This is a genomic window from Azospirillum sp. TSO22-1 (assembly GCF_003116015.1).
GTDB lineage: Bacteria > Pseudomonadota > Alphaproteobacteria > Azospirillales > Azospirillaceae > Azospirillum.
The window spans coordinates 1-21,739 of sequence record NZ_LGQZ01000025.1 but is presented as its reverse complement, the minus strand read 5'-3'; the positions used below and the strand labels follow the sequence as shown (position 1 = coordinate 21,739).

The 21,739-nt window shown below is 71.0% G+C and carries 18 protein-coding genes and 1 pseudogene; 13 read left to right on the top strand and 6 right to left on the bottom strand.

Annotated features, from left to right (window positions below; genetic code table 11):
• Window positions 1-52 precede the first annotated feature (52 nt).
• A complete protein-coding gene (locus tag TSO221_RS07180) occupies window positions 53-2,647 on the top strand; it encodes an ATP-binding protein (protein ID WP_109117799.1) in 2,595 nt (864 codons plus the stop codon).
• Window positions 2,648-2,659: 12 nt separating this feature from the next.
• On the opposite strand, the gene TSO221_RS07175 is transcribed toward TSO221_RS07180, so the two are convergent.
• Window positions 2,660-3,109 carry a hypothetical protein gene (locus tag TSO221_RS07175; RefSeq protein ID WP_109117798.1) on the bottom strand — a complete coding sequence of 150 codons (450 nt, stop codon included), beginning with the start codon at window positions 3,107-3,109 and terminating at the stop codon, window positions 2,660-2,662.
• A gap of 220 nt (window positions 3,110-3,329) precedes the next feature.
• Here TSO221_RS07175 and TSO221_RS07170 point away from each other — a divergent pair, with 220 nt between their 5' ends.
• The 3 genes from TSO221_RS07170 to TSO221_RS07160 all read left to right on the top strand — a co-directional run bounded on the left by TSO221_RS07170 (window position 3,330) and on the right by TSO221_RS07160 (window position 9,100).
• A complete protein-coding gene (locus TSO221_RS07170; RefSeq protein ID WP_109117797.1) occupies window positions 3,330-4,304 on the top strand; it encodes a phosphoribosylaminoimidazolesuccinocarboxamide synthase in 975 nt (324 codons plus the stop codon).
• A 127-nt stretch (window positions 4,305-4,431) separates the two neighbouring features.
• Window positions 4,432-8,169, top strand: a complete 3,738-nt coding sequence (locus TSO221_RS07165) for a response regulator (RefSeq protein WP_109117796.1) — start codon at window positions 4,432-4,434, stop codon at window positions 8,167-8,169.
• 7 nt (window positions 8,170-8,176) lie between these two features.
• The gene (locus tag TSO221_RS07160) at window positions 8,177-9,100 is read left to right on the top strand and encodes a PleD family two-component system response regulator (RefSeq protein ID WP_109117795.1); all 924 of its coding nucleotides are present in this window, start codon (window positions 8,177-8,179) and stop codon (window positions 9,098-9,100) included.
• Window position 9,101: 1 nt separating this feature from the next.
• Here the strand turns inward: TSO221_RS07160 and TSO221_RS07155 are convergent, their stop codons facing one another.
• Window positions 9,102-10,916 (bottom strand): FHA domain-containing protein, encoded by a 1,815-nt coding sequence (locus TSO221_RS07155; protein WP_109117794.1) that lies wholly within the window; start codon window positions 10,914-10,916, stop codon window positions 9,102-9,104.
• A 78-nt stretch (window positions 10,917-10,994) separates the two neighbouring features.
• Here TSO221_RS07155 and dacB point away from each other — a divergent pair, with 78 nt between their 5' ends.
• The 3 genes from dacB to pth all read left to right on the top strand — a co-directional run bounded on the left by dacB (window position 10,995) and on the right by pth (window position 13,772).
• Window positions 10,995-12,422 carry a D-alanyl-D-alanine carboxypeptidase/D-alanyl-D-alanine-endopeptidase gene (dacB, locus tag TSO221_RS07150; protein ID WP_109117793.1) on the top strand — a complete coding sequence of 476 codons (1,428 nt, stop codon included), beginning with the start codon at window positions 10,995-10,997 and terminating at the stop codon, window positions 12,420-12,422.
• 85 nt (window positions 12,423-12,507) lie between these two features.
• Window positions 12,508-13,113 (top strand): 50S ribosomal protein L25/general stress protein Ctc, encoded by a 606-nt coding sequence (locus TSO221_RS07145; RefSeq protein WP_109117792.1) that lies wholly within the window; start codon window positions 12,508-12,510, stop codon window positions 13,111-13,113.
• An 83-nt stretch (window positions 13,114-13,196) separates the two neighbouring features.
• Window positions 13,197-13,772 (top strand): aminoacyl-tRNA hydrolase, encoded by a 576-nt coding sequence (gene pth / locus TSO221_RS07140; protein WP_109117791.1) that lies wholly within the window; start codon window positions 13,197-13,199, stop codon window positions 13,770-13,772.
• Between the two features lie 20 nt (window positions 13,773-13,792).
• Here the strand turns inward: pth and TSO221_RS07135 are convergent, their stop codons facing one another.
• Window positions 13,793-14,299, bottom strand: coding sequence for a pentapeptide repeat-containing protein (locus TSO221_RS07135; protein WP_109117790.1), 507 nt, complete (start codon window positions 14,297-14,299; stop codon window positions 13,793-13,795).
• A gap of 196 nt (window positions 14,300-14,495) precedes the next feature.
• Between TSO221_RS07135 and ychF the strand changes: the two genes are divergently transcribed.
• Complete coding sequence (gene ychF, locus TSO221_RS07130) at window positions 14,496-15,596, top strand: redox-regulated ATPase YchF (RefSeq protein WP_109117789.1); 1,101 nt, start codon at window positions 14,496-14,498, stop codon at window positions 15,594-15,596.
• 197 nt (window positions 15,597-15,793) lie between these two features.
• Window positions 15,794-16,675 carry an EAL domain-containing protein gene (locus TSO221_RS07125; RefSeq protein ID WP_109117788.1) on the top strand — a complete coding sequence of 294 codons (882 nt, stop codon included), beginning with the start codon at window positions 15,794-15,796 and terminating at the stop codon, window positions 16,673-16,675.
• On the opposite strand, the gene TSO221_RS07120 is transcribed toward TSO221_RS07125, so the two are convergent.
• On the bottom strand, window positions 16,623-17,096 hold the full coding sequence (locus TSO221_RS07120) for an NUDIX hydrolase (protein WP_109117787.1): 474 nt from the start codon (window positions 17,094-17,096) through the stop codon (window positions 16,623-16,625). The genes TSO221_RS07125 and TSO221_RS07120 overlap by 53 nt on opposite strands.
• Window positions 17,097-17,225: 129 nt before the next feature.
• Here TSO221_RS07120 and TSO221_RS07115 point away from each other — a divergent pair, with 129 nt between their 5' ends.
• From TSO221_RS07115 to TSO221_RS07100, 4 genes are all read left to right on the top strand, one after another.
• Complete coding sequence (locus TSO221_RS07115) at window positions 17,226-17,489, top strand: hypothetical protein (protein WP_109117786.1); 264 nt, start codon at window positions 17,226-17,228, stop codon at window positions 17,487-17,489.
• Window positions 17,490-17,528: 39 nt separating this feature from the next.
• A complete protein-coding gene (locus tag TSO221_RS07110; protein WP_109117785.1) occupies window positions 17,529-18,452 on the top strand; it encodes a LysR family transcriptional regulator in 924 nt (307 codons plus the stop codon).
• A 103-nt stretch (window positions 18,453-18,555) separates the two neighbouring features.
• A complete protein-coding gene (locus TSO221_RS07105) occupies window positions 18,556-19,809 on the top strand; it encodes an MFS transporter (RefSeq protein ID WP_109117784.1) in 1,254 nt (417 codons plus the stop codon).
• Between the two features lie 10 nt (window positions 19,810-19,819).
• On the top strand, window positions 19,820-20,224 hold the full coding sequence (locus tag TSO221_RS07100) for a hypothetical protein (protein ID WP_109117818.1): 405 nt from the start codon (window positions 19,820-19,822) through the stop codon (window positions 20,222-20,224).
• Window positions 20,225-20,436: 212 nt separating this feature from the next.
• Here TSO221_RS07100 and phbB read toward each other — a convergent pair whose 3' ends face one another.
• Complete coding sequence (gene phbB / locus TSO221_RS07095) at window positions 20,437-21,159, bottom strand: acetoacetyl-CoA reductase (RefSeq protein ID WP_109117783.1); 723 nt, start codon at window positions 21,157-21,159, stop codon at window positions 20,437-20,439.
• A 98-nt stretch (window positions 21,160-21,257) separates the two neighbouring features.
• Window positions 21,258-21,739: pseudogene (locus TSO221_RS07090) on the bottom strand (acetyl-CoA C-acetyltransferase); the annotation flags it as partial.

Genomic DNA, 21,739 nt, shown 5'->3' with positions numbered 1-21,739 from the left:
TTGCATGCGGATTGGGCAGAACGTCCGGCGCATTCATTAGAGGGCGAATGAATTGACTCTGTTCCAGCGGCTGTTCCTGCTGGTTCTCCTGGCGGTGCTGCCCGCCATCGCGCTGGGCGCCTACACGGTGGTGGAGCTGCGCCGGACACGGATGGCCGAGATCAACGCCGAGGCCCAACAGCTGCGCGACCTGCTCCTGGCCGAACAGACGCGCATCGTGGAGGGTGTGCGCCAGCTGGTCGACACGGTGGCCGTCAGCGAGTCCGTGCGCGGTGGCGACATGGCCGAATGCCAGCAACTGCTGGACCGCATGCCGCTGCCCTTCCGCATGGGCACGCTGGACATCACCGACGATCTGGGCGTCGTCCGCTGCGCCAGCGACACCCGTGCCATGCATGTGCCCATCGCCCACCTTCCCCATGTCCACCGGGCGTTCGAGAGCGGCGCCTTCGCCGTCGGCAACTATGTGAACGGGCTGCCGATCGACCGGCAGGTGTGGCCCTTCGCGGTCCCCTACACCGACCGGCTGGGCACGATCGCCGGCGTCGTCACCTTCACCATCGACCTGGACTGGCTGGGCGAGGCGCTGACCGTCAAGCGGCTGCCCCCCAACACCTGCGTGGTGCTGGCCGACCGCAACGGCACCATCCTGGCCGTCACCGCGAGCGCCGCGGGGTGGCGCGGCAAGCTGTTGAGCCCGGAGCTGGCCACGCTCCTGCACGCCGCCGGGCCGGGGCTGGCCGAGCTTCCGGGGTTGGACGACCAGCAGCGCATCTTCGCCTATTCGCCGGCGGTGGCCGGGCTGGGCGATGTCTTCCTCGCCGTCGGCCTCGACAAGGAGGCGCGGCTCGCGCCGATCAACGAGGCGACGCGCTGGAGCCTGGTGCTGCTCGCCGCCGGGCTGCTGGCGACGGCACTGGCAGCGGGGATCGGCGGCCGGCGCCTGATCGTGCGGCCGCTGGACGCGCTGGGCGAGGCGGCGGCGCGCTGGCGCGACGGCGACCTCGCTGCGCGCGCGGAAACCCGCGCCGGCACGCCGGAGACCCGGCGCCTCGCCCACATCTTCAACGAGATGGCCGCCGGCCTGGAGGAGCGCGAGCGGCTGCGCGCCGCGCGCCGTGCCGCCGAGGAGGCGCTGCGGGCCAGCGAGGCGCGCTACCGCGGGCTGGTGGAATCGCAGTCGGACATGGTGCTGCGCCTCGCCGCCGACGGCACGCTGAGCTTCGCCAACGACACCACGGCGCGCCTGTTCGGCACCACCGCGGGCGCGCTCCGCGGCCGCCCCTGGACCGACTTCGTGCATCCCGACAGCATCGCCGCCGCCAGCGACGCGCTGGCGCGCATCATGGCGCCGCCGTACCCGCGCGCCGCGCTGGAGAACCGCATGCTGACCATCGACGGTCCGCGCTGGTTCGCCTGGGAGGGCTACGCGGTGTTCGACGGCGCCGGGCGTTTCAGCGAGGTGCAGGCGGTCGGCCGCGACATCGAGCGCCGGCGCGCCATGGAGCAGGCGCTGGCCGCCGCCAAGGAGAACGCCGAGCGCGCCGACCATGCCAAGACCCGCTTCCTCGCCGCCGCCAGCCACGACCTGCGCCAGCCGGTGCAGTCGCTGCTGCTGTTCATGGAGGTGCTGAAGGAGCGGCTGGGGCAGGAGCCGGCCGCCGGCGCCGCGCTGGACGCCATGGACCGCTCGCTGGACGCGTTGCGCCTGCTGCTCGACAGCCTGCTGGACATCTCGCGCCTCGACGCCGGCCTGATCGAGCCGCAGCCGGTCGCCATGCCGCTGGCCGAGCTGTTCGACCGTCTGGCGGCCGAGTACGGACCGCGCGCGGCGGCGCTCGGGCTGCGTTTCCGGGTGGTGCGCTCGCGGGCCACGGTGGTCAGCGACCCGACGCTGCTGGAGCGCATCCTGCGCAACCTGATCGAGAACGCGCTGCGTTACACCCGCCGCGGCGGCGTGGTGGTCGGCGGGCGGCAACGCGGCGGCCGTCTGCGGATCGAGGTCTACGACACCGGCATCGGCATCGAGCCGGACAAGCAGGCCGAGATCTTCGAGGAGTTCTTCCAGCTCGGCAACCCGGAGCGCGACCGCGGCAAGGGCCTCGGCCTCGGGCTGGCGGTGGTGAAGCGGCTCAGCCGGCTGCTCGGCCACGGAATCGAGGTGCGCTCCTGGCCCGAACACGGCTCGGTGTTCAGCGTCGAGCTGCCGCTGGCCGAGCCCTGCACGCCCAACGCCCCCACCCCCGGGCGTCCGGCCAACGGGGGCGAGCCGCACGGGCTGCTGCTGGTGGTCGATGACGAGGCGCTGATCCGGCTGGGCCTGAAGGCGATGCTGGAGTCCTGGGGCCACACGGTGGTCGCCGCCGGCTCCATCGGCGAGGCGGTGCAGCGGATGGAGGAGCGCCGCCGCGCGCCGGACGCCATCCTCGCCGACTACCGCCTGCGCGACGGCGAGACCGGCATCCAGGCGATCCGCAGCATCGAGGAACACTTCGGCGTCCGCCCGCCGGCGGCGATGATCACCGGCGACACCGCGCCGGAACGCCTCGCCGAGGCGCGCGCCAGCGGCATCCGGATGCTGCACAAGCCGGTGGTCGCGGTGGAACTGCGCAAGGCGGTCGCCGCGATGCTGACGGCCCGGCGCTGATTGGCCGGTCGCCTACTTGTTCGCCACGACCGCGGCGGTGCCCAGCGGCACGCCGGCGACGCGCTCGACGACGCGGGTGATCTTCGGCACCCCGTCCACCATCTCGAACGCCGCGTCGAACCGGCCGTCGGCCCGCACCGTCGGGCAGCCGGCCTTCACCACCTCGACCGACACCGTCAGCAGCATCTGCCCGCCGCGCTTCGGATCGACGCCGCCGCGCTGCACCGCCGACGGCAGCACGCGGATGAAGGCGCCCTGCGCGCGCGCCTGCGCCAGGCCGTCCGGCGCCTTCAGGCTGGCCGCCGTGGCGCAGCCCGCCGGCTGGCTGAAGCGCGGGAAGGCATCGGTGCGCTCGACGAGCGCGAAGCCGAACAGCGCGAACGCACAGACCGCGAGAACCACGCCGATCCCGTTGCGCTCCCCCGCGCCGTCGCACCGCGGGGCTTCGTCCTTGGTGTGCACGCTGGCACCTCCTTGCATGATCCGCCGCGGGCCATTGCAGGGGGCATGCCAGAGGGATTCCGGGCGATTGCGGCCCGAACGGCCGGGCGTCGCTTGCCGATTCCGGGATTCCCCTACCCCCATTCCCGAATTCGATAGCCGATGCTCGGCCCTGTTCGCCCGGCGCGTCCTGTGCTACATGCCGGCTTTCGGCCCCCTCTTTCCGGCTAGGCATTTTCCGATGATCGACGCGCGCTCGCTGGCCCCGCACCTGCACAACGTGCTGACGGACGGCACCATCCCCGAACTGCCGAACCATTACGCCGGCAAGGTGCGCGACAACTACGACCTGCCGGACGGCCGGCGGATCATCGTCGCCACCGACCGGCTGAGCGCCTTCGACATCATCCTCACCTGCATCCCCTTCAAGGGCCAGGTGCTGACGCAGACCGCCCGCTTCTGGTTCGAGCGGACGAAGGACATCGTCGCCAACCACGTGCTGGAGTATCCGGACCCCAACGTGGTGATCGCCAAGCGCCTGAAGATCCTGCCGGTCGAAATCGTCGTGCGCGACTACCTGACCGGCACCACCTCGACCTCGATCTGGTCGATGTACAAGGCCGGCCAGCGCGCGATGTACGGCGTGCGCCTGCCCGACGGCATGCACGAGCACCAGAAGCTGCCCGAGACCATCATCACCCCCACCACCAAGGCCGAACTGGGCAGCCACGACACGCCGCTGTCGCCGAAGGAGATCGTCGAGCAGGGCCTGCTGCCGAAGGAACAGTGGGAGCGCGTCTCCGACGTGGCGCTGAAACTGTTCGCCCGCGGCCGCGAGATCGCCGCCCAGCACGGCCTCATCCTGGTCGACACCAAGTACGAGTTCGGCGTGGACGAGGACGGCAACGTCATCCTGGCCGACGAGATCCACACGCCCGACAGCAGCCGCTACTGGATGGCCGGCAGCTACGCGGAGCGCCTTCAGGCTGGCCAGCGGCCGGAGAGCTTCGACAAGGACTTCGTGCGCACCTGGGTCAGCCAGCGCTGCGACCCGTACAAGGACCCGATCCCGGAAATCCCCGACCAGCTGGTGCTGGACACCGCCGCGGTCTACATCCACGCCTACGAGACCATCACCGGCCAGACCTTCGAGGTCCCGGCCGAGGTGATGCCGGTGCTGGAGCGCATCCGCGGCAACCTGGCGCGGTTCTTCTAGGCGGCAGCACCGTCCGCTGCAGGCATGCACCATTCGAGGCAAATTTTGTCCACGCCGACATAAGCCGAGCGCGAACCGCCCGGACGGGGTAATATCCCCCGTCCGCTCGCCCACTTCCGCGCACGTCATGCCGCTCAGCTTCGCTTCCCGCCTCCCGCGCGCCGTGCGCTTCGACAGCCTGCGCGGCCGTATGCTGGCCATCGTGCTGGGCGCGCTGGCGCTGCCGCTGGCGGCGTCGGTGTACCACCTGAACGAGGACGTGGCGCAGCGCCGCGCCGCCGCCGTCGACTTCGCCGCCCACCTGACCGACGAGGGCGTGCGCCGCCAGCAGGCGGTGATCGGCGACGCGCGCACGCTGCTCGGCGTGCTGGCCATCGTGCCGGAGATCCATGGCGCCGCCGCCGCGCCGCAGGCCTGCGTGAACCTTCTTAAGCCGATCGCCGGGCAGCAGACCTGGGCGGCCGGGCTGTGGGTCGCCGGGCCAGACGGCCGGGTGATCTGCGACAACACCGGCACCGGCTTCGGCCTCGACATCGGCGACCGTGCCTATTTCCAGAAGGCCATGGCCAGCCGCGAGTTCCAGCTCAGCGGCTTCATCGTCGGCAAGCTGTCCGGCCGGCGGATGATGGTGGCGGTGCACCCCATCGTCGACCAGGGCCGGGTGACCGCCCTGGTCGGCGCCAACATCGACCTGACCTGGTACGAGGATCTGATCGCCGTCACCCGGCAGGAGGACGTGCGCATCACCGTAATCGACGGCGAGGGAACCGTGATCGCCCGCCAGCCCGATCCCGAAGGCTGGATCGGCAAGAACTTCGGCTCCTTCCCGCACGTGCGGACGATGATTTCCACGGAAAGCGGCACGTTCGAGGCGGTCGGCGCCGACGGACGGGATCGCATCTGGAGCTACCGGCGCATCCCCGGCACCGACAAGACCTTCACGGTCGGCCTGCCGATGGATCGGATCTGGGCGCAGGCGCGCGGTGAGATGCTGAACGGGCTGGCGGTGGCGGCGCTGGCGGCGCTGGTCGGCTTCCTGGCGGTGTGGCTGCTGGTGCGCCGCTCGGTGCTGCGCTGGATGCAGCGGCTGTGCGACGCCGCCGAGCGGATCGGCGCCGGCCGGACCGTCGAGGCGGTGGAGACCAGCGGCGCGCCGCACGAGATCGTCGCCCTGGCCGAGACCTTCAACGGCATGGCGCGCAACCTCGCCACCCGCGAGCGCGAGCTGGACGCCGCCCGCCGCGACGCCGAGACGGCCGAGCGCGAGGCCCGCCGCGCCGGCGAGCGGCTGGCCGAGGTGCTGGAGAGCACCTCCGACTTCATCCTCTCGCTCGACCGCGACTGGCGCGTCGTCTACATGAACCAGCGTGCGCGGGACCGCCTCGCCCAGAGCCGCGACCTGTCCGGCGCGGTGTTCTGGGACGCGTTCCCGGCGACGCTCGGCACCCCCATCGAAGCGCACTTCCGCCACGCCATGGACGCGCAGGCGGAGGTCATCGACACCATCTTCTACCCCCCGCACGAGGCGTGGTACGAGGGCACCTGCACGCCGTCGGCGGAAGGCATCGTCGTCTATTTCTCCGACGTCACCGAGCGCAAGGCGGGCGAGCAGGCGCTGCTGGAGGCCAAGACCGCGGCCGAGGCGGCGAGCCGGGCGAAGAGCGAGTTCCTGGCCAACATGAGCCACGAGATCCGCACGCCGATGAACGCCATCCTCGGCCTCGTCCATCTGCTGCAGCAGACCGAGCTGTCGCCCCGGCAGAAGGACTACGCGCAGAAGATCCGCGGCTCGGCGCAGTCGCTGCTCGGCATCCTCAACGACATCCTCGACTTCTCCAAGGTCGAGGCCGGCAAGATGGAACTGGAGCACGCCGACTTCCGCCTCGACGAGCTGCTCGACAACCTCGCCACCATCGTGTCGACGGCGGCGCGCGAGAAGGACATCGAGGTGCTGTTCCTGGTGAAGCCGGAGGTGCCGCTGGAACTGATCGGCGACCCGCTGCGCCTCCAGCAGGTGCTCATCAACCTCGCCGGCAACGCCATCAAGTTCACCGAGAAGGGCGAGGTGGTCGTCACCGTGGAGGCTGCGGAGGTGACGGCGGAGCGCGCCACGCTGGCCTTCTCCATCCGCGACACCGGCATCGGCATCGCGCCGGACCAGCAGCGCGCCCTGTTCGCTGCCTTCAGCCAGGCCGACAGCTCGACCACCCGGCGCTACGGCGGCACCGGGCTGGGGCTGGCGATCTGCACCCGCCTGGTCGGCATGATGGGCGGCGCCATGGGCGTGACCAGCGAACCCGGCGTGGGCAGCGACTTCCGCTTCACCGCGGTGTTCGACCGCCCGGCCCAGCCGCTGGCGCGGCCCGTCCGCGCGCGGACGCTGCCGCGCAACCTGCGCGTCCTGGTGGTCGACGACAACGACACGGCGCGCGAGAGCCTCGCCTCGCTGATCCGCGGCTTCGGCTGGAGCGCCGCCACGGCCCCCTCCGCCGAGGCGGCGATCGACGAGTTGTCGCACGCCGCGGCGGCCGGCGAGCCGTACGAGGTGGTGCTGATGGACTGGCGCATGCCCGGCATGGACGGCATCGAGGCCAGCCAGCGCATCCGCTCCGACCACACGCTGACCGGCCCGATCATCATCGTCGTCACCGCCTTCGGCCAGGAGCAGGCGGTGCAGCGGGTGATCGACCTCGGCCTCGACGGCATCATCGTCAAGCCGGTCACCGGGTCCGTCCTGCTCGACGCGATCGCCAACGCCTATGCGCTCAGCCCGGACGGCAGCGCCCCATGCGCGCCGGCACCCGTCACCCTGCCGGCCCGGCCGCTGGCCGGCAAGCGCCTGCTGCTGGCCGAGGACAACGCCATCGGCCAGCAGGTGGCCCGCGAGATCCTGGAGCGCGCCGGTGCCGCCGTCACCGTGGCCGGCGACGGCCAACAGGCGATCGACCTGGTGCGGGCGTCGGACGCGCCGTTCGACGCCGTGCTGATGGACGTGCAGATGCCGCGCCTCGACGGCTTCGCCGCCACCCGGACGCTGCGGGCCGAGCCACGCTTCGCCCACCTGCCGATCATCGCCATCACCGCCAGCGTGCTGCCCAGCGACCGTGAGCACTGCATCGAGGCCGGCATGAACGACCACGTCGCCAAGCCGCTCGACCCGCCGCAGCTCATCGACACGCTGCTGCGCTGGACCGGCGGCGCCGTCTCGCTGCCACCCGCCGCCCTGCCGACGCCCGTCCCCGCCGCCCCTGCCGCGCCGTCCGGCATCGACATGGCCGACGCCATGCGCCGCGTGGACGGCGACGCCGAGCTGTTCCAGCGCATCCTGCAGGGCTTCGCCGCCGCGCACGCCGGCATCGGCGACGCGGTCGGCGACGCGCTGGCCGAGGAGCGCCTCGGCGACGCACGCAAGCTGGCGCACGACCTCAAGAGCATGTCCGGCAGCCTGGGCGCCCGCCGCCTGTCGGCGATCGCCGACGCCGTGCAGATCGCCGCCGGCCGCGGCGAACGCGCCGCCGCGCAGGCCACTCTGCCCGAGCTGCACCGCGAGCTCGCCGCCGTGCTGGAGACCGCGCACCTCCAGGCCCAGGCCCCCGCCAATCCGCCGGCGCCAGCGCCGGCCGACGCCGGGCCGCTGGGCGCGGCGCTGGCCCGGCTGGACGGACTGCTGGCCGACAACAATTTCGCCGCCGCCGAGGAATGGCTGGCGCTGGCCGGCCCGCTGGGGGCGCGCGCCGGAACCGGCCGGGTGGAGGCGATCACCGCCGCCGTCGATTCGCTGGACTTCGCCAAGGCGCAGGGCCTTGTCCGCCGGCTGGCGGACGAACTGCACGTCGTCCTCCCCGCCTTCCCTCCGGCCGCGTGAGCCCGAGATGCCCGACACCCGCGCCAAGATCCTGATCGTCGATGACGTGCCCAGCAACGTCCACGTGCTGAGCCGCATCCTGCGCGACGAGTACGAGATCTACTTCGCCACCAACGGCGACAAGGCGCTGGAACTGGTGCAGGCGCGCCTGCCCGACCTCGTTCTGCTCGACATCATGATGCCGGGCATGGACGGCTTCGAGGTGTGCACGCGCATCAAGGAGAACCCGGCCACAGCCGACATCCCCGTCATCTTCATCTCGGCGCGCGGCGAGGTGGAGGACGAGACGCGCGGGCTGGAGGTCGGCGCCATCGACTTCATCACCAAGCCGATCAGCCCGCCCATCGTGCAGGCCCGCGTGCGCAACCACATCCTGCTGAAGCGGCAGACCGACCTGCTGCGCCAGCTCTCCTTCCTCGACGGGTTGACCGGCATCCCCAACCGCCGCCGCTTCGACGAGGTGCTGGCGCTGGAATGGCGGCGCTGTGGCCGTTCGAAGCTGCCGCTGTCGGTCATCATGCTGGACGTCGACCACTTCAAGGCCTTCAACGACCGCTACGGCCACCAGTCCGGCGACGATTGCCTGCGCGCGGTGTCGCGCCTGCTGAGCGAGCACGTGATGCGCCCCGGCGACCTGGTGGCGCGCTTCGGCGGCGAGGAGTTCGTCTGCCTGCTGCCCGAAACCGACGCCGGGGGCGCCGCCCGCGTCGCCGAGCGCCTGCGCGCCGCCGTCGAGACGGAGGCCATCCCGCACGCCGCCTCGCCGACGGCCGGCCACGTGACGATCAGCCTGGGCTGCGCCGGCACCGTGCCGCCGGACGACCACCCGCCCGACGAGCTGCTCGACCTCGCCGACCAGGCGCTGTACGAGGCGAAGCGCGGCGGGCGCAACCGCTACCGCATGGCGGAGATGGGGATGGTGGCGGAATAGGCTACCGCCGCACCTCCCAATGGATCGTCGCCGGCTTCTCGCCGGCGTCCTTCGCGCCGATGACGATCTCGCCCTTGCCGGAGAGCACCGCCGTCTCGCCGTTCATCAGCACGCGCGCCTCCCCCTCCTCGAGGATCAGGCGGGTGCCGTTGCGGCTGAGGTCGGAGACGACGAAGTTCACCCCCTCCACCGCGAAGCGCGCGTGGCGGCGCGACGCCGAGGGCACCTCGATCATCAGTTGGCACTCGCGCGAGCGGCCGACGAACAGCTCCGTCCCCTCGTCGGGCAGCACGTGGCGGTTGCCCTTGTGGTTCACCACCAGCTTCGGCACGACGATCTTCGGCGTGGAGAGGTCGACCGTCACCTCCTCCTGGATCAGCGGGACGATCACGCGCTCCTCGTCCGGGATGGTGGCGATCTTGGCGACCAGCCCGTCGGCCAGCATGCGCGGGATGCCGGCGTTGCGCAGCCGGTGGCCGAGGCCGGCGCGCACCTCCTCCAGCGAGGCGCCGGCCGGCGCCAGCTCGCGGGCCGAGCGGACGCGGGCGAACATGTTGGCGACCTGCTCGACCAGATAGGTCATGCGCCGCCGCCCGAACTCGCTGGCCGCCAGATCGAGCAGGAAGCCGATGCGCGCCGCCGCCGAGCCGAGGCGGTTGGAGAGCCGCATCACCGCCTCCTCGAAGGGCATGTCGCGGTGCTCCGCCCCCCAGGCGATCTTGGCGCGCTTCATCAGCGCCGACGCCATCTCCGGCCCGCCCATGAAGCCGTCGAAGGCGGCGAGCTGGTCGACGATGGTCTGGAACGCCTTGGCGTCGCCGCCCTGGCGGGTCAGCGGGTTCTTGCCCTCGATGCCGCCACGCACCCGGCGCAGCAGCGCCTCGCGGACGTGCGTGAAGCCGCCGGCCGCGACGGCGTTGGAGAGGTCGAGCAGCGGCTCGGTGTGCGGCAGCCGGTCGTCGAGGTCGCCGCGCAGCGTCGCCAGCAGCGCCTGCAACGCGGTGGCGAGGTCGGGCGCGTAGCCGATCAGCGCCCTCACCGGCTCGCGCCCGTCGATGGTCTCGCACAGCAGCTGGTCGACGATGGTGACCGTCTCCGGGTCGCCCTCGACGTTGAAGCGCAGGATTCCCGACAGCTTCTCGCCCCAGTCGCGGGCCTCCTCCAGCGCGCTGGCGAAGGCGTGGGTGACGATGCGGTCCAGCTCCTCCGCCGGGCGGTCGTTGCGCGCCTGCGACAGCAGGCCGGCGACACCCAGCTGCAGCAGCGTCCCGTCGAACGGCTTCAGCACGTCGGCGTTCTGCGCCAGGTCCTTCAGATCCTTGAACATGCGGAGGATCTGGTCCTGGCGGTCGAACACCTTGACGCCGGCGACCGGCGCCTGCAGCGTGGCGAGGCGGCTGATGCCGGGGTTGAACAGCGTCGCCTCGCGCTCGAAGTAGCGGAGCGGGAAATAGCGGTGCAGCTGCTCGGCCGGGATCACCGTCTGCTCGTCGCAGTAGGCGCGGAACAGGCGCAGCAGCGTCATCCGGCTCTGGAACGAGAAGACCTCCAGCACGTCCTTGCAGAACGCCGCCTCTTCGATGTGCGAGATGGTGGTGACCTTGCCGCCACCGGCGATGGCCTTCTCGAACAGCGTCTCTTCCTTGCCGTCCTTGTTGACCTTGACGACCCGGATGATCTGGTACTTGGCAAGGGTGAGCAGGTACTTCGCCCGCTCCATCGCCAGCTTCTCGTCGTCGAACACGCCGTCGATGTTCGGCCGTCCGCCCAACTCGACGACAACCTCGTAGCGGTACGCGCGTTTCGGGGGGATCATGCCGGCGTGCCCAGATGCGGAGACTTCTCTCACTAATTTTATGGCATTGCGCCGGATCGCAACGCAAGCTTCCGCCTCATGACGACGCGCTCCCTGTCCCGCCGCCGGCTGCTCGCCACGCCTTTGCTGCTGCCGCTGCTGGCCGCGGCGAAGGGGGCCGACCCCGCCGCCCGCCTCGGCCCGGCCTCGGAGGCCGGCTGGCTGCTGTTCGATCCCGCCGACGGGCGCGTGCTGGACGCGCGGCTGGCCGACCGCCCCTTCGCCCCGGCCTCGGTCGCCAAGCTGCCGACCGTGGTGGCGGCGCTGGCGCTGCTCGGCCCCGGCCACCGCTTCACCACCGGCCTGCACGGGACCGGCGCCGTGGTGGAGGGTACGCTGCGCGGCAACCTGATCCTCAAGGGCGGCGGCGACCCGTCGCTGGTCGGCGAGGACGTGGCGGCGATGCTCGACGGCTTGATCGAGAAGGGCGTGCGGCGGGTGGCGGGCCGCTTCCTCCACGACGCCTCGGCGCTGCCCGAACTGCCGGAGATCGACGCCGGCCAGCCGCGCACCGCCGGCTACAACACCGGCCTCGGCGCGCTGTCGCTGAACTTCAACCGGGTGCAGCTGGCGTGGCGGCGCCTGCCCGGCGGCGCGGTGGAGGCCGGCGTGTGGAGCGTTTCCGACATCGGCCGCCACCCGGTGGACGGCATCGGCGTCGAGGTGGTGCCCGCCTCCGCCCTGCCGGACACGGTGCTGGTCGCCCCCCTGCCCGACCGCGGCGGCGAGCGCTGGCAACTGGCGCCGCACCGGGGCGCCCCCGCCCGCGTCTGGCTGCCGGTGGCGCGGCCGGGCGCCATGACCGCCGCAGTGGTGCACGCCATGGCCGCCGAGCGCGGCATCGCGCTCCCCCGCCCGTCCGCCGGCCAGCTGCCGCCCGAGGCCCGCCTGCTGGTGATGCACGAGAGCCCGCCGCTGGCCGAGCTGGCGGCACGGGTGCTGAAGCACTCCAACAACCTGTCGGCCGAACTCATCGGACTGGCGGCGGCGCGCACGCTCGACGCCAACGTCGCCACGCTGGCGGGCTCGGCCGCGCTGCTGGCCGGCTGGCTCCGCGCGCAGCGGCCGGACGTGGACTGGACCGGCTTCCGGCTGCTCAACCACTCCGGCCTGACGTCGGGCTCGCGGATGACGGCGCGGCAGACGGCGGCGGTCCTGACGCTCGGCGGCGAGCTGCTGGCCGCGCTGCTGGCCGGCGACGACGAAGGCGGGCCGCTGCCCGGCGTGCGCGCCAAGTCCGGCACGCTGGCCTACGCCAAGGGCCTCGCCGGCTGGCTGCGCACCGCCTCGGGCCGCAGCCTCGGCTTCGTCTACTATGCCGGGGACGACCGCGCCCGCGCCGCCCTCGACGCCGCCATGGACCGCCGCGTCGCCGAGATACCGCCGGAGGCGCGGGCGTGGCTCGCCCGCGCGCGCGGCCTGCAGTCCGAGCTGCTGGCGGCGTGGCGCGACGCCCCTGCCCCTTGACGTTTCACCGCGTGGGGCGTAAACACCGCGGCTCATGCGTCCGCACCCCTGGAGGCGGGCGCCTTTTTCCGTTGAGGAGCACACCATGACTCAGGTTATCGCGCTCGCCGCCGAGGTGCGTGAGCGGGCCGGCAAGGGGACCGCCCGCCAGACCCGCCGCGACGGCCGCATCCCTGCCGTGATCTACGGCAACAAGCAGGCCCCGCTCACCATTTCGCTGGACCTGCGCGGCTTCACCCGCATCCTGCACCAGCCGGGCTTCTTCACGCACCTGTTCGACGTGACCGTCGATGGCGCCACGCACCGCGTGCTGCCGCGCGACGTGCAGTTCCACCCGGTCAGCGACGTTGCGCTGCACGTGGACTTCCTGCGCGTGTCGGGCGACACCCGCATCACCGTCATGGTACCGGTCGAGTTCGTGAACCAGGACAAGTCGGCCGGCCTCAAGAAGGGCGGCGTGCTGAACATCGTCCGCCACGAGATCGAGGTGACCGCCGTCGCCGACAACATCCCCGAGCACATCACCGTGTCGTGCGAGGGCTTCGACGTCGGCGATTCGATCCACATCTCCTCCGTCAAGCTGCCGGAGGGCGTTAAGCCGACCATCGACCGCGACTTCACCATCGCCACCATCGCCGCGCCGTCGGGCCTGAAGTCCGAGGCCGCCGAGGGCGAGACTGCCGCGTCCTAAAGAAGGGCCTGCGAGAGGGCGCCGCCCTCTCGCGCTCTCCTGCAAGGGGCCGCGAGGCCCCTTGACCCCATCCGGAAATCACCATGCTGCTGCTGGTCGGACTCGGCAATCCCGGCGCGGAGTACGCGCGCAACCGGCACAACATCGGTTTCATGGCGGTCGAGGAGATCGCCCGCCGCCACGGCTTCTCGCCGTGGAAGAAGCGCTTCCAGGGCCAGACCTGCGAAGGCACCGCCGCCGGCGACAAGGTGCTGGCGCTCGAACCCCTCACCTATATGAACCTGTCCGGCCAGTCGGTCGGCGCCGCGCTCCAGTTCTTCAAGCTGAAGCCCGAGCAGGTCGTCGTCTTCCACGACGAACTCGACCTGCCGCCCGGCCGCATCCGCGTCAAGAAGGGCGGCGGCCATGGCGGGCACAACGGCCTGCGCTCGATGGACGCGCACATCGGCAAGGAGTACTGGCGGGTGCGCCTGGGCATCGGCCACCCCGGCGACAAGAACGCCGTCTCCAACTACGTGCTGCACGACTTCGCCAAGGCCGACCAGACCTGGCTGGAGCCGCTGATCGACGCCTGCGCCGCCAGCTTCCCGCTGCTGGTCCAGGGCCAGCCCGAGAACTTCATGAACAAGGTGACCCTGGCGACGCAGCCGCCGAAGTGACGGCTGCGCCCCGACCGGGCCTACTTGCATTCCCCGATCGACTCCGCCGCGCACACCCGGCCGTCCGTCCAGATGGCGCCGCCGAGCCGCGTGCCGACCAGCACCGCCCCCTCCAGGTTGGCGCCCTTGAGGTTGGCGCCGGCCAGCGTCGCGCGGGTGAAGTTGACGCCCTTCAGGTTGGCGCCCGCCAGATTGGCGTCCTTCATGTAGGTGGCGAAGGCCGGGGCGTTCTCCAGGTCGGCGCCGGACAGGTCGACCTCCGGCGCGATCGCCACCTGGAAGTTGGCCCTGCGCAGGTCGGCGCCGCGGAACTTGGCGCCGTCCAGCCGCGCCGCCTCGAAGTTCGCCTCCGGCGCCTTGACGTTGGAGAAGTCCTTGCCGCGCAGGTCGGCCAGCGTGCAGTTGAACTCCTTCGCATCGACGCAGTTCGGCGTCAGCGAAACGGTCTGGGCCGGCGCCGGCCCACTCCACACCACAAGCGCGGCGGCAAGGGACAGGACGCAACCGACGGAGACGCGCACGCTCATGAGAACCTCCTGATGTACAAGCCCGGCATGTTTTCACAGCGACACCGGGGAATTTCCCCGGATGGTCGCGCGAACCCGCCGCGGCGGCTTTGATTTTGATCAAGCGGCGCACCAACCCCACTTCGCGTTTGCGCTTTGCACCCGCACGTAGGATAAAGCGCGCGTCCCGGACACCGAGCGAACCGAAGAATCTCCCATGGGTTTCAACTGCGGCATCGTCGGCCTGCCCAACGTCGGCAAGTCGACCCTGTTCAACGCGCTGACCGCCACCCAGGCGGCGGAGGCGGCCAACTTCCCCTTCTGCACCAAGGAGCCGAACGTCGGCCGCGTCGGCGTGCCCGACCCGCGGTTGGAGAAGCTCGCGGCGATCTCCAAGTCGCAGAAGATCATCCCGACCCAGCTGGAGTTCGTGGACATCGCCGGCCTGATCCGCGGCGCCTCGAAGGGTGAGGGCCTGGGCAACCAGTTCCTCGCCAACATCCGCGAGGTGGACGCCATCGTCCATGTGCTGCGCTGCTTCGAGGACGACGACGTCACCCACGTGGAGGGCAACGTCGATCCGCTGCGCGACGCCGAGGTGGTCGAGACCGAGCTGATGCTCGCCGACATGGAGAGCCTGGAGCGCCAGATCACCAACCTCCAAAAGAAGGCCAAGGGCGGCGACAAGGACGCCAAGGTCAAGGCCGACCTGATGGAGCGCGCGCTGAAGGTCCTGCAGGACGGCAAGCCGGCCCGCGTGGTCGAGCTGGACGCCGAGGAACTGCCGGTCTTCAAGCAGTTCATGCTGCTGACGGCCAAGCCGGTGCTGTACGTCTGCAACGTCGAGGAGGCCTCGGCCGCCACCGGCAACAGCTTCTCCGCCCTGGTGGCGAAGAAGGCCGAGGCGGAGAACGCCGGCATGGTCGTCATCTCCGCCGCCATCGAGTCCGAGGTGGCGCAGCTGGCCGACCCGGAGGAGAAGCAGGAGTTCCTGTCCTCCATGGGCCTGGAGGAGACCGGCCTGAACCGCCTGATCCGCGCCGGGTTCAAGCTGCTCGACCTCATCACCTTCTTCACCGTCGGCCCGAAGGAGGCGCGCGCCTGGACCGTGCGCCGCGGCGCCAAGGCGCCGGAAGCCGCGGGCGTCATCCACACCGACTTCGAGCGCGGCTTCATCCGCGCCGAGACCATCGACTACGACAGCTTCGTCACCCTGGGCGGCGAGCAGGGCGCCAAGGACGCCGGCAAGATGCGCCAGGAAGGCAAGGAGTACGTCGTCCAGGACGGCGACATCTTCCACTTCCGCTTCAACGTCTGACGGTCCGGGATTTTCCCGCTGGAAGGGCGCCGCTCCGCTAGGGGCGGCGCCCTTTTCGATTCCACCCCCATTCTTGTCACCATGCCCAACGCCGTTAACGCTTCCGTAACCAATCGAATCCGGCTTAACTACCCCGGATTTATGGTTAACAAACTCCTATTCCGGCTGTTATAGCCAGGGTGGGACCAGGAGGTGTCATGGCGGCGGGCATCAAGGCGTTGACGGAGGCGGGCCTCCTCGGCCCGTTGCCCGGGGGCGTTCCGCCGGACGGGGATGTCGCCGCCGCGTTCGCCGACCGGCTGCGCGAAGCCGTCGCGCGCGACGAGCTGTGGCTCGCCTACCAGCCGCAGGCCGACGCCCACACCGGCCGGCTGACCGGGTTCGAGGCGCTGGTGCGCTGGCGCCTGCCCGACGGCACGGTGGTGCCGCCGGACGTCTTCGTGCCGATGGCCGAGGCCGGCGACGGCATCCACATCCTCGGCGACTGGGTGCTGCGGCGCGCCTGCGAGACGACCGCCGGCTGGCTGCGGGCGGGGCTGGCCGACGTGCCGGTGGCGGTGAACCTGTCCTCGCGCCAGCTGGAGGACCCTGCCCTGGCCCGTACCGTGCTGGGCGTGCTGACCGAGACCGGGTTGCCGGCCGCCAACCTGAAGCTGGAGCTGACCGAGACCGTGCTGTTCCAGGGCGGCGACACGGCGCGGCAGAGCCTGCTGGAGCTGCGCGGCGCTGGGGTGCGGCTGGTGCTGGACGATTTCGGCACCGGCTATTCGTCGCTGGCGCTGCTGCGCAAAGTGCCGGTGGAGGCGCTGAAGATCGACAAGCACTTCGTCGAGGCGATGGTCGAGGACCGCGACGCCGCCGCCATCGTGCACGCCATCGTGGCGCTGGCGCACGCGCTCGGCCTCCAGGTCATCGCCGAGGGAGTGGAGACCGCCGAGCAGCTGCTGTTCCTGCGCGCCTACCGCTGCGACCGCATCCAGGGCTACCATTTCTCCCGGCCGCTGGCCGCCGTCGACGTGCCGGATTTCATTTCCCGGAACATGAAGATTGGGAACGCTGGGACGCCGCCAGCCGGATGACCTTGTCGGTCTCCTCCCAGGGGACGAGGCCCACCGCCTCCTCCACCGTCGCCCAGCGCACCTCCAGCGCGTCGTCCATGGCCGCCGCCTCGCCGGCCTGCCAGTCCGCCGCGACCTCGACCAGCGTGTAGTGGTAGTGCACGGCGTCCGCGGCGTCGCGGGTGATGGCGTCCACCACGGTGACCACGTGGGTGGGGCGGACGGTCAGCCCGGTCTCCTCCAGCACCTCGCGCGCCGCCGCCGCGAACACGGTCTCGCCGATGTGCTGGGCGCCGCCGGGGATGCTCCACTGGCCGAGGCGCGGCGCCCGGCCGCGGCGGATCAGCAGCAGGCGGTCACCCTTCCAGACGATGACGCCGACGCCCACCCACGGACGGTCGGGGTATTCGCGGGCCGAACGGTCGGTAACGGTCTCGGTCATGCGCGTCGGTGTTGCTTCCGGTGGAGGGGGTCTCTATGAAGGCCCCTTCCGGGGTTCCCCGGCTTGCCAGCATGGACGAGCCGGCGCGGAAGCCAAAGCTTATTTCAAACGGACCAACGGACGAACGCCATGTCGGACCTCCACAAGCGCGCCATGGAAGCGGTGCTTCAAGCCGCCGAGCACGACGTCGTGGCCACGCTCCAGGAGCGCGCCATCAAGGACAGCCACAGCGAGGAGGCCGACGAGGCGGTGCTGGACGTGGCGATCCTGCACGCCTGGCGCATCTTCGTGCGCATCTGCGAGCAGCGCGGCCTGACCGTCGACGCCGGCCTGTTCGCCGAGCTGGCGGGCGAGCTGGCCGACGAACTGGCGCAGGACCAGGATTACGATTAACGTCATTCCCCGGGAGCCCACCGACCGGGGAGTGCCGCCATGAAGCTCAACGAGATCCGCACCTTCGTGGCGGTGGCCGAGGCGCAGTCGGTGCAGGAGGCGGCGAACCGCCTGCACCTCACCCAGTCGGCCGTGTCGCGCCTGATCCAGCGCCTGGAGGCCGAGGTCGGCGCCACCCTGTTCGACCGGCAGAGCAAGCCGCTGGCGCTGACCCGCGACGGCGAGACCGCGCTGGCGCACGCCAGGCGCGTGCTGGAGGCGGTGGACGGGCTGGGCGAGGCGTTCGCCGGCAGCGGGCAGCCGGCCGGCATTCTGCGCCTGGGCGCCACCCACGTGCTGTCGCGGCTGCTGAGCGGCGACGCGCTGGACGACGTGCGGAGCTCCTTCCCCGGACTCACCGTGCGGCTCAGCTCGGACTGGAGCAACGCGCTGCTCGACCAGCTCGACGGCGGCGCGCTGGACGGCGCGCTGGTGCTGACCGCCGAGGACGGCCGGCCGCGGGCGGAACTGCAGGGCCGCCGCCTCTCCCAGGAGGAGATCAGCGTCGTCGGTGCGCCGGATCTCGTCGCCCGCACGCGCGGCTCGCTGGCCGCCATGAACGCGGTCGGCTGGGTGCTGCAGCCCGAGGGCTGCCGCTACCGCACCACGCTGACGGAGACGCTGCACCGCGCCGGGCTGCGCCTCAACGTGGCCGTCGAATCCTTCGACCAGGAGCTGCTGCTCAACCTGGCCGCCCGCGGCGTCGGCTTCGGCACCGGGCCGCTGCGGCTGGTGGAGGGAACGCCGCTGGCGGCACGGCTGCGCCCGGTGGCGGTGGACGGATTCCGGCTGACCGTCGGGGTGTGGCTGGTGCGGGCGCGGCACAGCGGCCGGCTCGACCGCGTGTTCGACGGGCTGGAGCGCAGCCTGCTGCGCCGGCTCGCCCCGCAGCCGCTGGGCCTCGTACATTCCGCAGCGGAATAATTCACTTTCCCATTATGAATTGGCGGAAGCCGCGAACCCCACGTAGGATCGCGGGCAACAAGCCGGACCCGTTCGCAGGCCCCGGCGGGAGGGATTTACGGATATGAGCACCAGCACCCCCGTGGCCGACCGCGCGTCCGGTTGGCGCACGCCGGCCATCATCATCGTCTGCGGCTGCCTGATCGCCATGCTGGCCTTCGGGCCGCGCTCCAGCATGGGCCTGTTCATCGGCCCACTGACCGAGACGCGCGGCTGGGGCCGCGACGTGTTCGGTTTGGCCATGGCGATCCAGAACATCCTGTGGGGAGCCGGCGGCCCCTTCGCCGGCGCGCTCGCCGACCGCTACGGCCCGGCGCCGGTGCTGGCCGGCGGCGGCCTGCTGTACGCGGCGGGCCTCGCCCTGATGTCGGTGGCCGATACGCAGCTGACGCTGCATCTGGCGGCCGGCGTGCTGATCGGCCTGGGCCTCGCCGGCGCCTCGTTCGGCATCGTCATCGCCGGCTTCAGCCGGCTGGTGCCGGCCGAGAAGCGGTCCTGGTCCATGGGCATCGCCACCGCGGCGGGCTCCATGGGGCAGTTCCTGTTCGCCCCCATGGGGCAGGCCTTCATCGCCGGCTACGGGTGGCAGACGGCCCTGCTGCTGCTGGGCGCCTCGATGCTGCTGGTGCCGCTGCTGGCCAGCGCCTTCATCGGCTCCGGCGCCGCCCACAACTCCAAGGTCGCGGTGACCGGCGCCAACGTCGGCTTCGCCGAGGCGATCCGGCAGGCGTTCCGCCACCGCAGCTACGTGCTGCTGGTCACCGGCTTCTTCGTGTGCGGCTTCCAGCTCGCCTTCGTCACCACGCACCTGCCGCCCTACCTGACCGCCGCCGGCATCAGCCCGGGGCTGGCCGCCTGGGCGCTGGCGCTGATCGGGCTGTTCAACGTGGCGGGCTCCTACACCTCGGGCGTGCTGGGCGGCAAGATGAGCCGGCGCACCCTGCTGGTCGCCAACTACTTCTTCCGCGGCGTGGCGACGGCGGTGTTCCTGCTGCTGCCGGTCACGCCGGCGTCGGTGATCGTCTACGCCGCGGTGATGGGCCTGCTGTGGCTGTCCACGGTGCCGCCGACCTCCGGCCTCGTGGCGCTGATGTTCGGCACGCGGTACCTGGGCATGCTCTACGGCTTCGCCTTCTTCAGCCATCAGGTCGGCGCCTTCATCGGCGTCTGGCTGGGCGGCGTGCTGTACGAGCGCACCGGCTCCTACGACGTGGTGTGGTGGCTGAGCGTGGCGCTGGCGATGTTCGCCGCCATCGTGCACTGGCCGATCGCCGAACAGCCGGCGCCGTCCCTGGCGAACGCCGAGGCGCGCGCCTAAGTCGATGGCCATGCAGCCCACATCGCCCATCGGCCCCACGGGATTGGGCCACGGCTTCGCCCTCACCTTCTTCGGGGTGGTGGTGGCGGTGTGGCTGGGACTGATGACGGTGTCGCTGCGGCAGGCGGCGCTGCCGGAGGAGACGGACGGGCTGGTCCTCGCCGTCTTCCCGCCGGGCACGCCGGACGACGCGGCCTTCACCGCCATGGTGCGGGCCGGCGGCGAACCGGTGCGGCCGACGTGGCTGGGCTTCGCCTGGGTGGCCCGTGGCCGCGAGGCGGGGTTCGTCGGCCGGCTGAAGGACGAGGGCGCGGTGGCCGCCTTCGGCGAGCTGCCGGTCGGCCCGGCGCTCGGCGGCTGCGCCGTGGTGACGGACGACCACAAGCGAGCGGAGATCTACAAGCTGCGGCCGTGAGGTTCCCCGGCACCGCAAATCCACGCTTTGAAGGCAAAAAACACAGAGACACAGAGAAACACAGAAAATATTATCTCTGTGCCTCTGTGCCTCTGTGCCTCTGTGTCTCTGTGGTGAATCCCTACATCGCGGGATTTTGCCCGGAGCGCGCAAACGGAAAAGGCCCCGTCCCGAAGGACGAGGCCTTTCGCGTTTCAGCCGGAAGCCGGCTCTTAGTACATGTGCTGGCCACCGTTGACCGACAGGGTCGAGCCGGTCATGAAGCCGTTCTCGTCGTCCACGAGGTAGAGCACCGCCTTGGCGATCTCGTCGGCGCGGCCGAGGCGACCGACCGGGATGCGGGCAACGATCTTCTCGAGCACGTGGGCCGGCACCGCGCGCACCATGTCGGTGTCGATGTAGCCCGGCGCGATGGCGTTCACGGTGATGCCCTTGGCCGCGCTCTCCTGAGCGAGCGCCTTGGTGAAGCCGTGGATGCCCGACTTGGCGGCGGCGTAGTTGACCTGGCCGTACTGGCCGGCCTGGCCGTTCACCGAGCCGATGTTGACGATGCGGCCGAAGCCGCGCTCGCGCATGCCGTCGATGACGTTGCGGCACATGTTGAAGCAGGACGAGAGGTTGGTGTGGATCACCTCCTCCCACTGCTGGTAGGTCATCCGGTGCATGACGCCGTCACGGGTGATGCCGGCGTTGTTGATCAGCACGTCGACCGGGCCCAGCTCGGCGGTGACCTTCTCGATGCCGGCCTTGCACGCCTCGAAGTCGGAGACGTCGAACTTGAAGACGGCAATGCCCGTGCGCGCCGAGAACTCCTTGGCGCGCTCGTCGTTGCCGGCATAGTTGGCGGCGACGATGTAGCCCGCCGCCTTCAGGGCGACCGAGATCGCCTCGCCAATGCCGCGCGTACCACCGGTGACTACTGCAACTCGAGCCATTTCTGCTCCCCCGTCGTAAAGTTTGTCGGTTTTCGTTTCTTGTCTTAACCGGAAAGGGAAACGGGCCGTTCCCCCTCAGAAACGGCCCGTACCCCGGATCAGTCGCGCTGGACGCAGAGGGCGATGCCCATGCCGCCGCCGATGCACAGCGTGGCGAGGCCCTTCTTGGCGTCGCGCTTCTGCATCTCGAACAGCAGCGTGGTCAGCACGCGGGCACCCGAGGCGCCGACCGGATGGCCGAGCGCGATGGCGCCGCCGTTGACGTTCACCTTCGAGGTGTCCCAGCCGAGGTCCTTGTTGACCGCCAGGGCCTGGGCGGCGAACGCCTCGTTCGCCTCGATCAGGTCGAGGTCCTCGATCTTCCAGCCGGCCTTCTGCAGGGCGAGGCGGGAGGCCGGGATCGGACCCGTACCCATGATCGCCGGATCGACGCCGGCGGTCGCCCAGGCGACGATGCGGGCGAGCGGCGCGACGCCGCGCTTGGCGGCGTTGTCGGCGCTCATCAGCACCAGCGCGGCGGCGCCGTCGTTGATGCCCGAGGCGTTGCCGGCGGTCACCGTGCCGTCCTTGGCGAAGGCCG

Coding starts and splice junctions, on each gene's coding strand:
- TSO221_RS07170 (WP_109117797.1), top strand. CDS start 3,330: ATGATCGACGCGCGCTCGCTGGCCCCGCACCTGCACAACGTGCTGACG.
- TSO221_RS07165 (WP_109117796.1), top strand. CDS start 4,432: ATGCCGCTCAGCTTCGCTTCCCGCCTCCCGCGCGCCGTGCGCTTCGAC.
- TSO221_RS07160 (WP_109117795.1), top strand. CDS start 8,177: ATGCCCGACACCCGCGCCAAGATCCTGATCGTCGATGACGTGCCCAGC.
- TSO221_RS07155 (WP_109117794.1), bottom strand. CDS start 10,916: ATGATCCCCCCGAAACGCGCGTACCGCTACGAGGTTGTCGTCGAGTTG.
- dacB (WP_109117793.1), top strand. CDS start 10,995: ATGACGACGCGCTCCCTGTCCCGCCGCCGGCTGCTCGCCACGCCTTTG.
- TSO221_RS07145 (WP_109117792.1), top strand. CDS start 12,508: ATGACTCAGGTTATCGCGCTCGCCGCCGAGGTGCGTGAGCGGGCCGGC.
- pth (WP_109117791.1), top strand. CDS start 13,197: ATGCTGCTGCTGGTCGGACTCGGCAATCCCGGCGCGGAGTACGCGCGC.
- TSO221_RS07135 (WP_109117790.1), bottom strand. CDS start 14,299: ATGAGCGTGCGCGTCTCCGTCGGTTGCGTCCTGTCCCTTGCCGCCGCG.
- ychF (WP_109117789.1), top strand. CDS start 14,496: ATGGGTTTCAACTGCGGCATCGTCGGCCTGCCCAACGTCGGCAAGTCG.
- TSO221_RS07125 (WP_109117788.1), top strand. CDS start 15,794: ATGGCGGCGGGCATCAAGGCGTTGACGGAGGCGGGCCTCCTCGGCCCG.
- TSO221_RS07120 (WP_109117787.1), bottom strand. CDS start 17,096: ATGACCGAGACCGTTACCGACCGTTCGGCCCGCGAATACCCCGACCGT.
- TSO221_RS07115 (WP_109117786.1), top strand. CDS start 17,226: ATGTCGGACCTCCACAAGCGCGCCATGGAAGCGGTGCTTCAAGCCGCC.
- TSO221_RS07110 (WP_109117785.1), top strand. CDS start 17,529: ATGAAGCTCAACGAGATCCGCACCTTCGTGGCGGTGGCCGAGGCGCAG.
- TSO221_RS07105 (WP_109117784.1), top strand. CDS start 18,556: ATGAGCACCAGCACCCCCGTGGCCGACCGCGCGTCCGGTTGGCGCACG.
- TSO221_RS07100 (WP_109117818.1), top strand. CDS start 19,820: ATGCAGCCCACATCGCCCATCGGCCCCACGGGATTGGGCCACGGCTTC.
- phbB (WP_109117783.1), bottom strand. CDS start 21,159: ATGGCTCGAGTTGCAGTAGTCACCGGTGGTACGCGCGGCATTGGCGAG.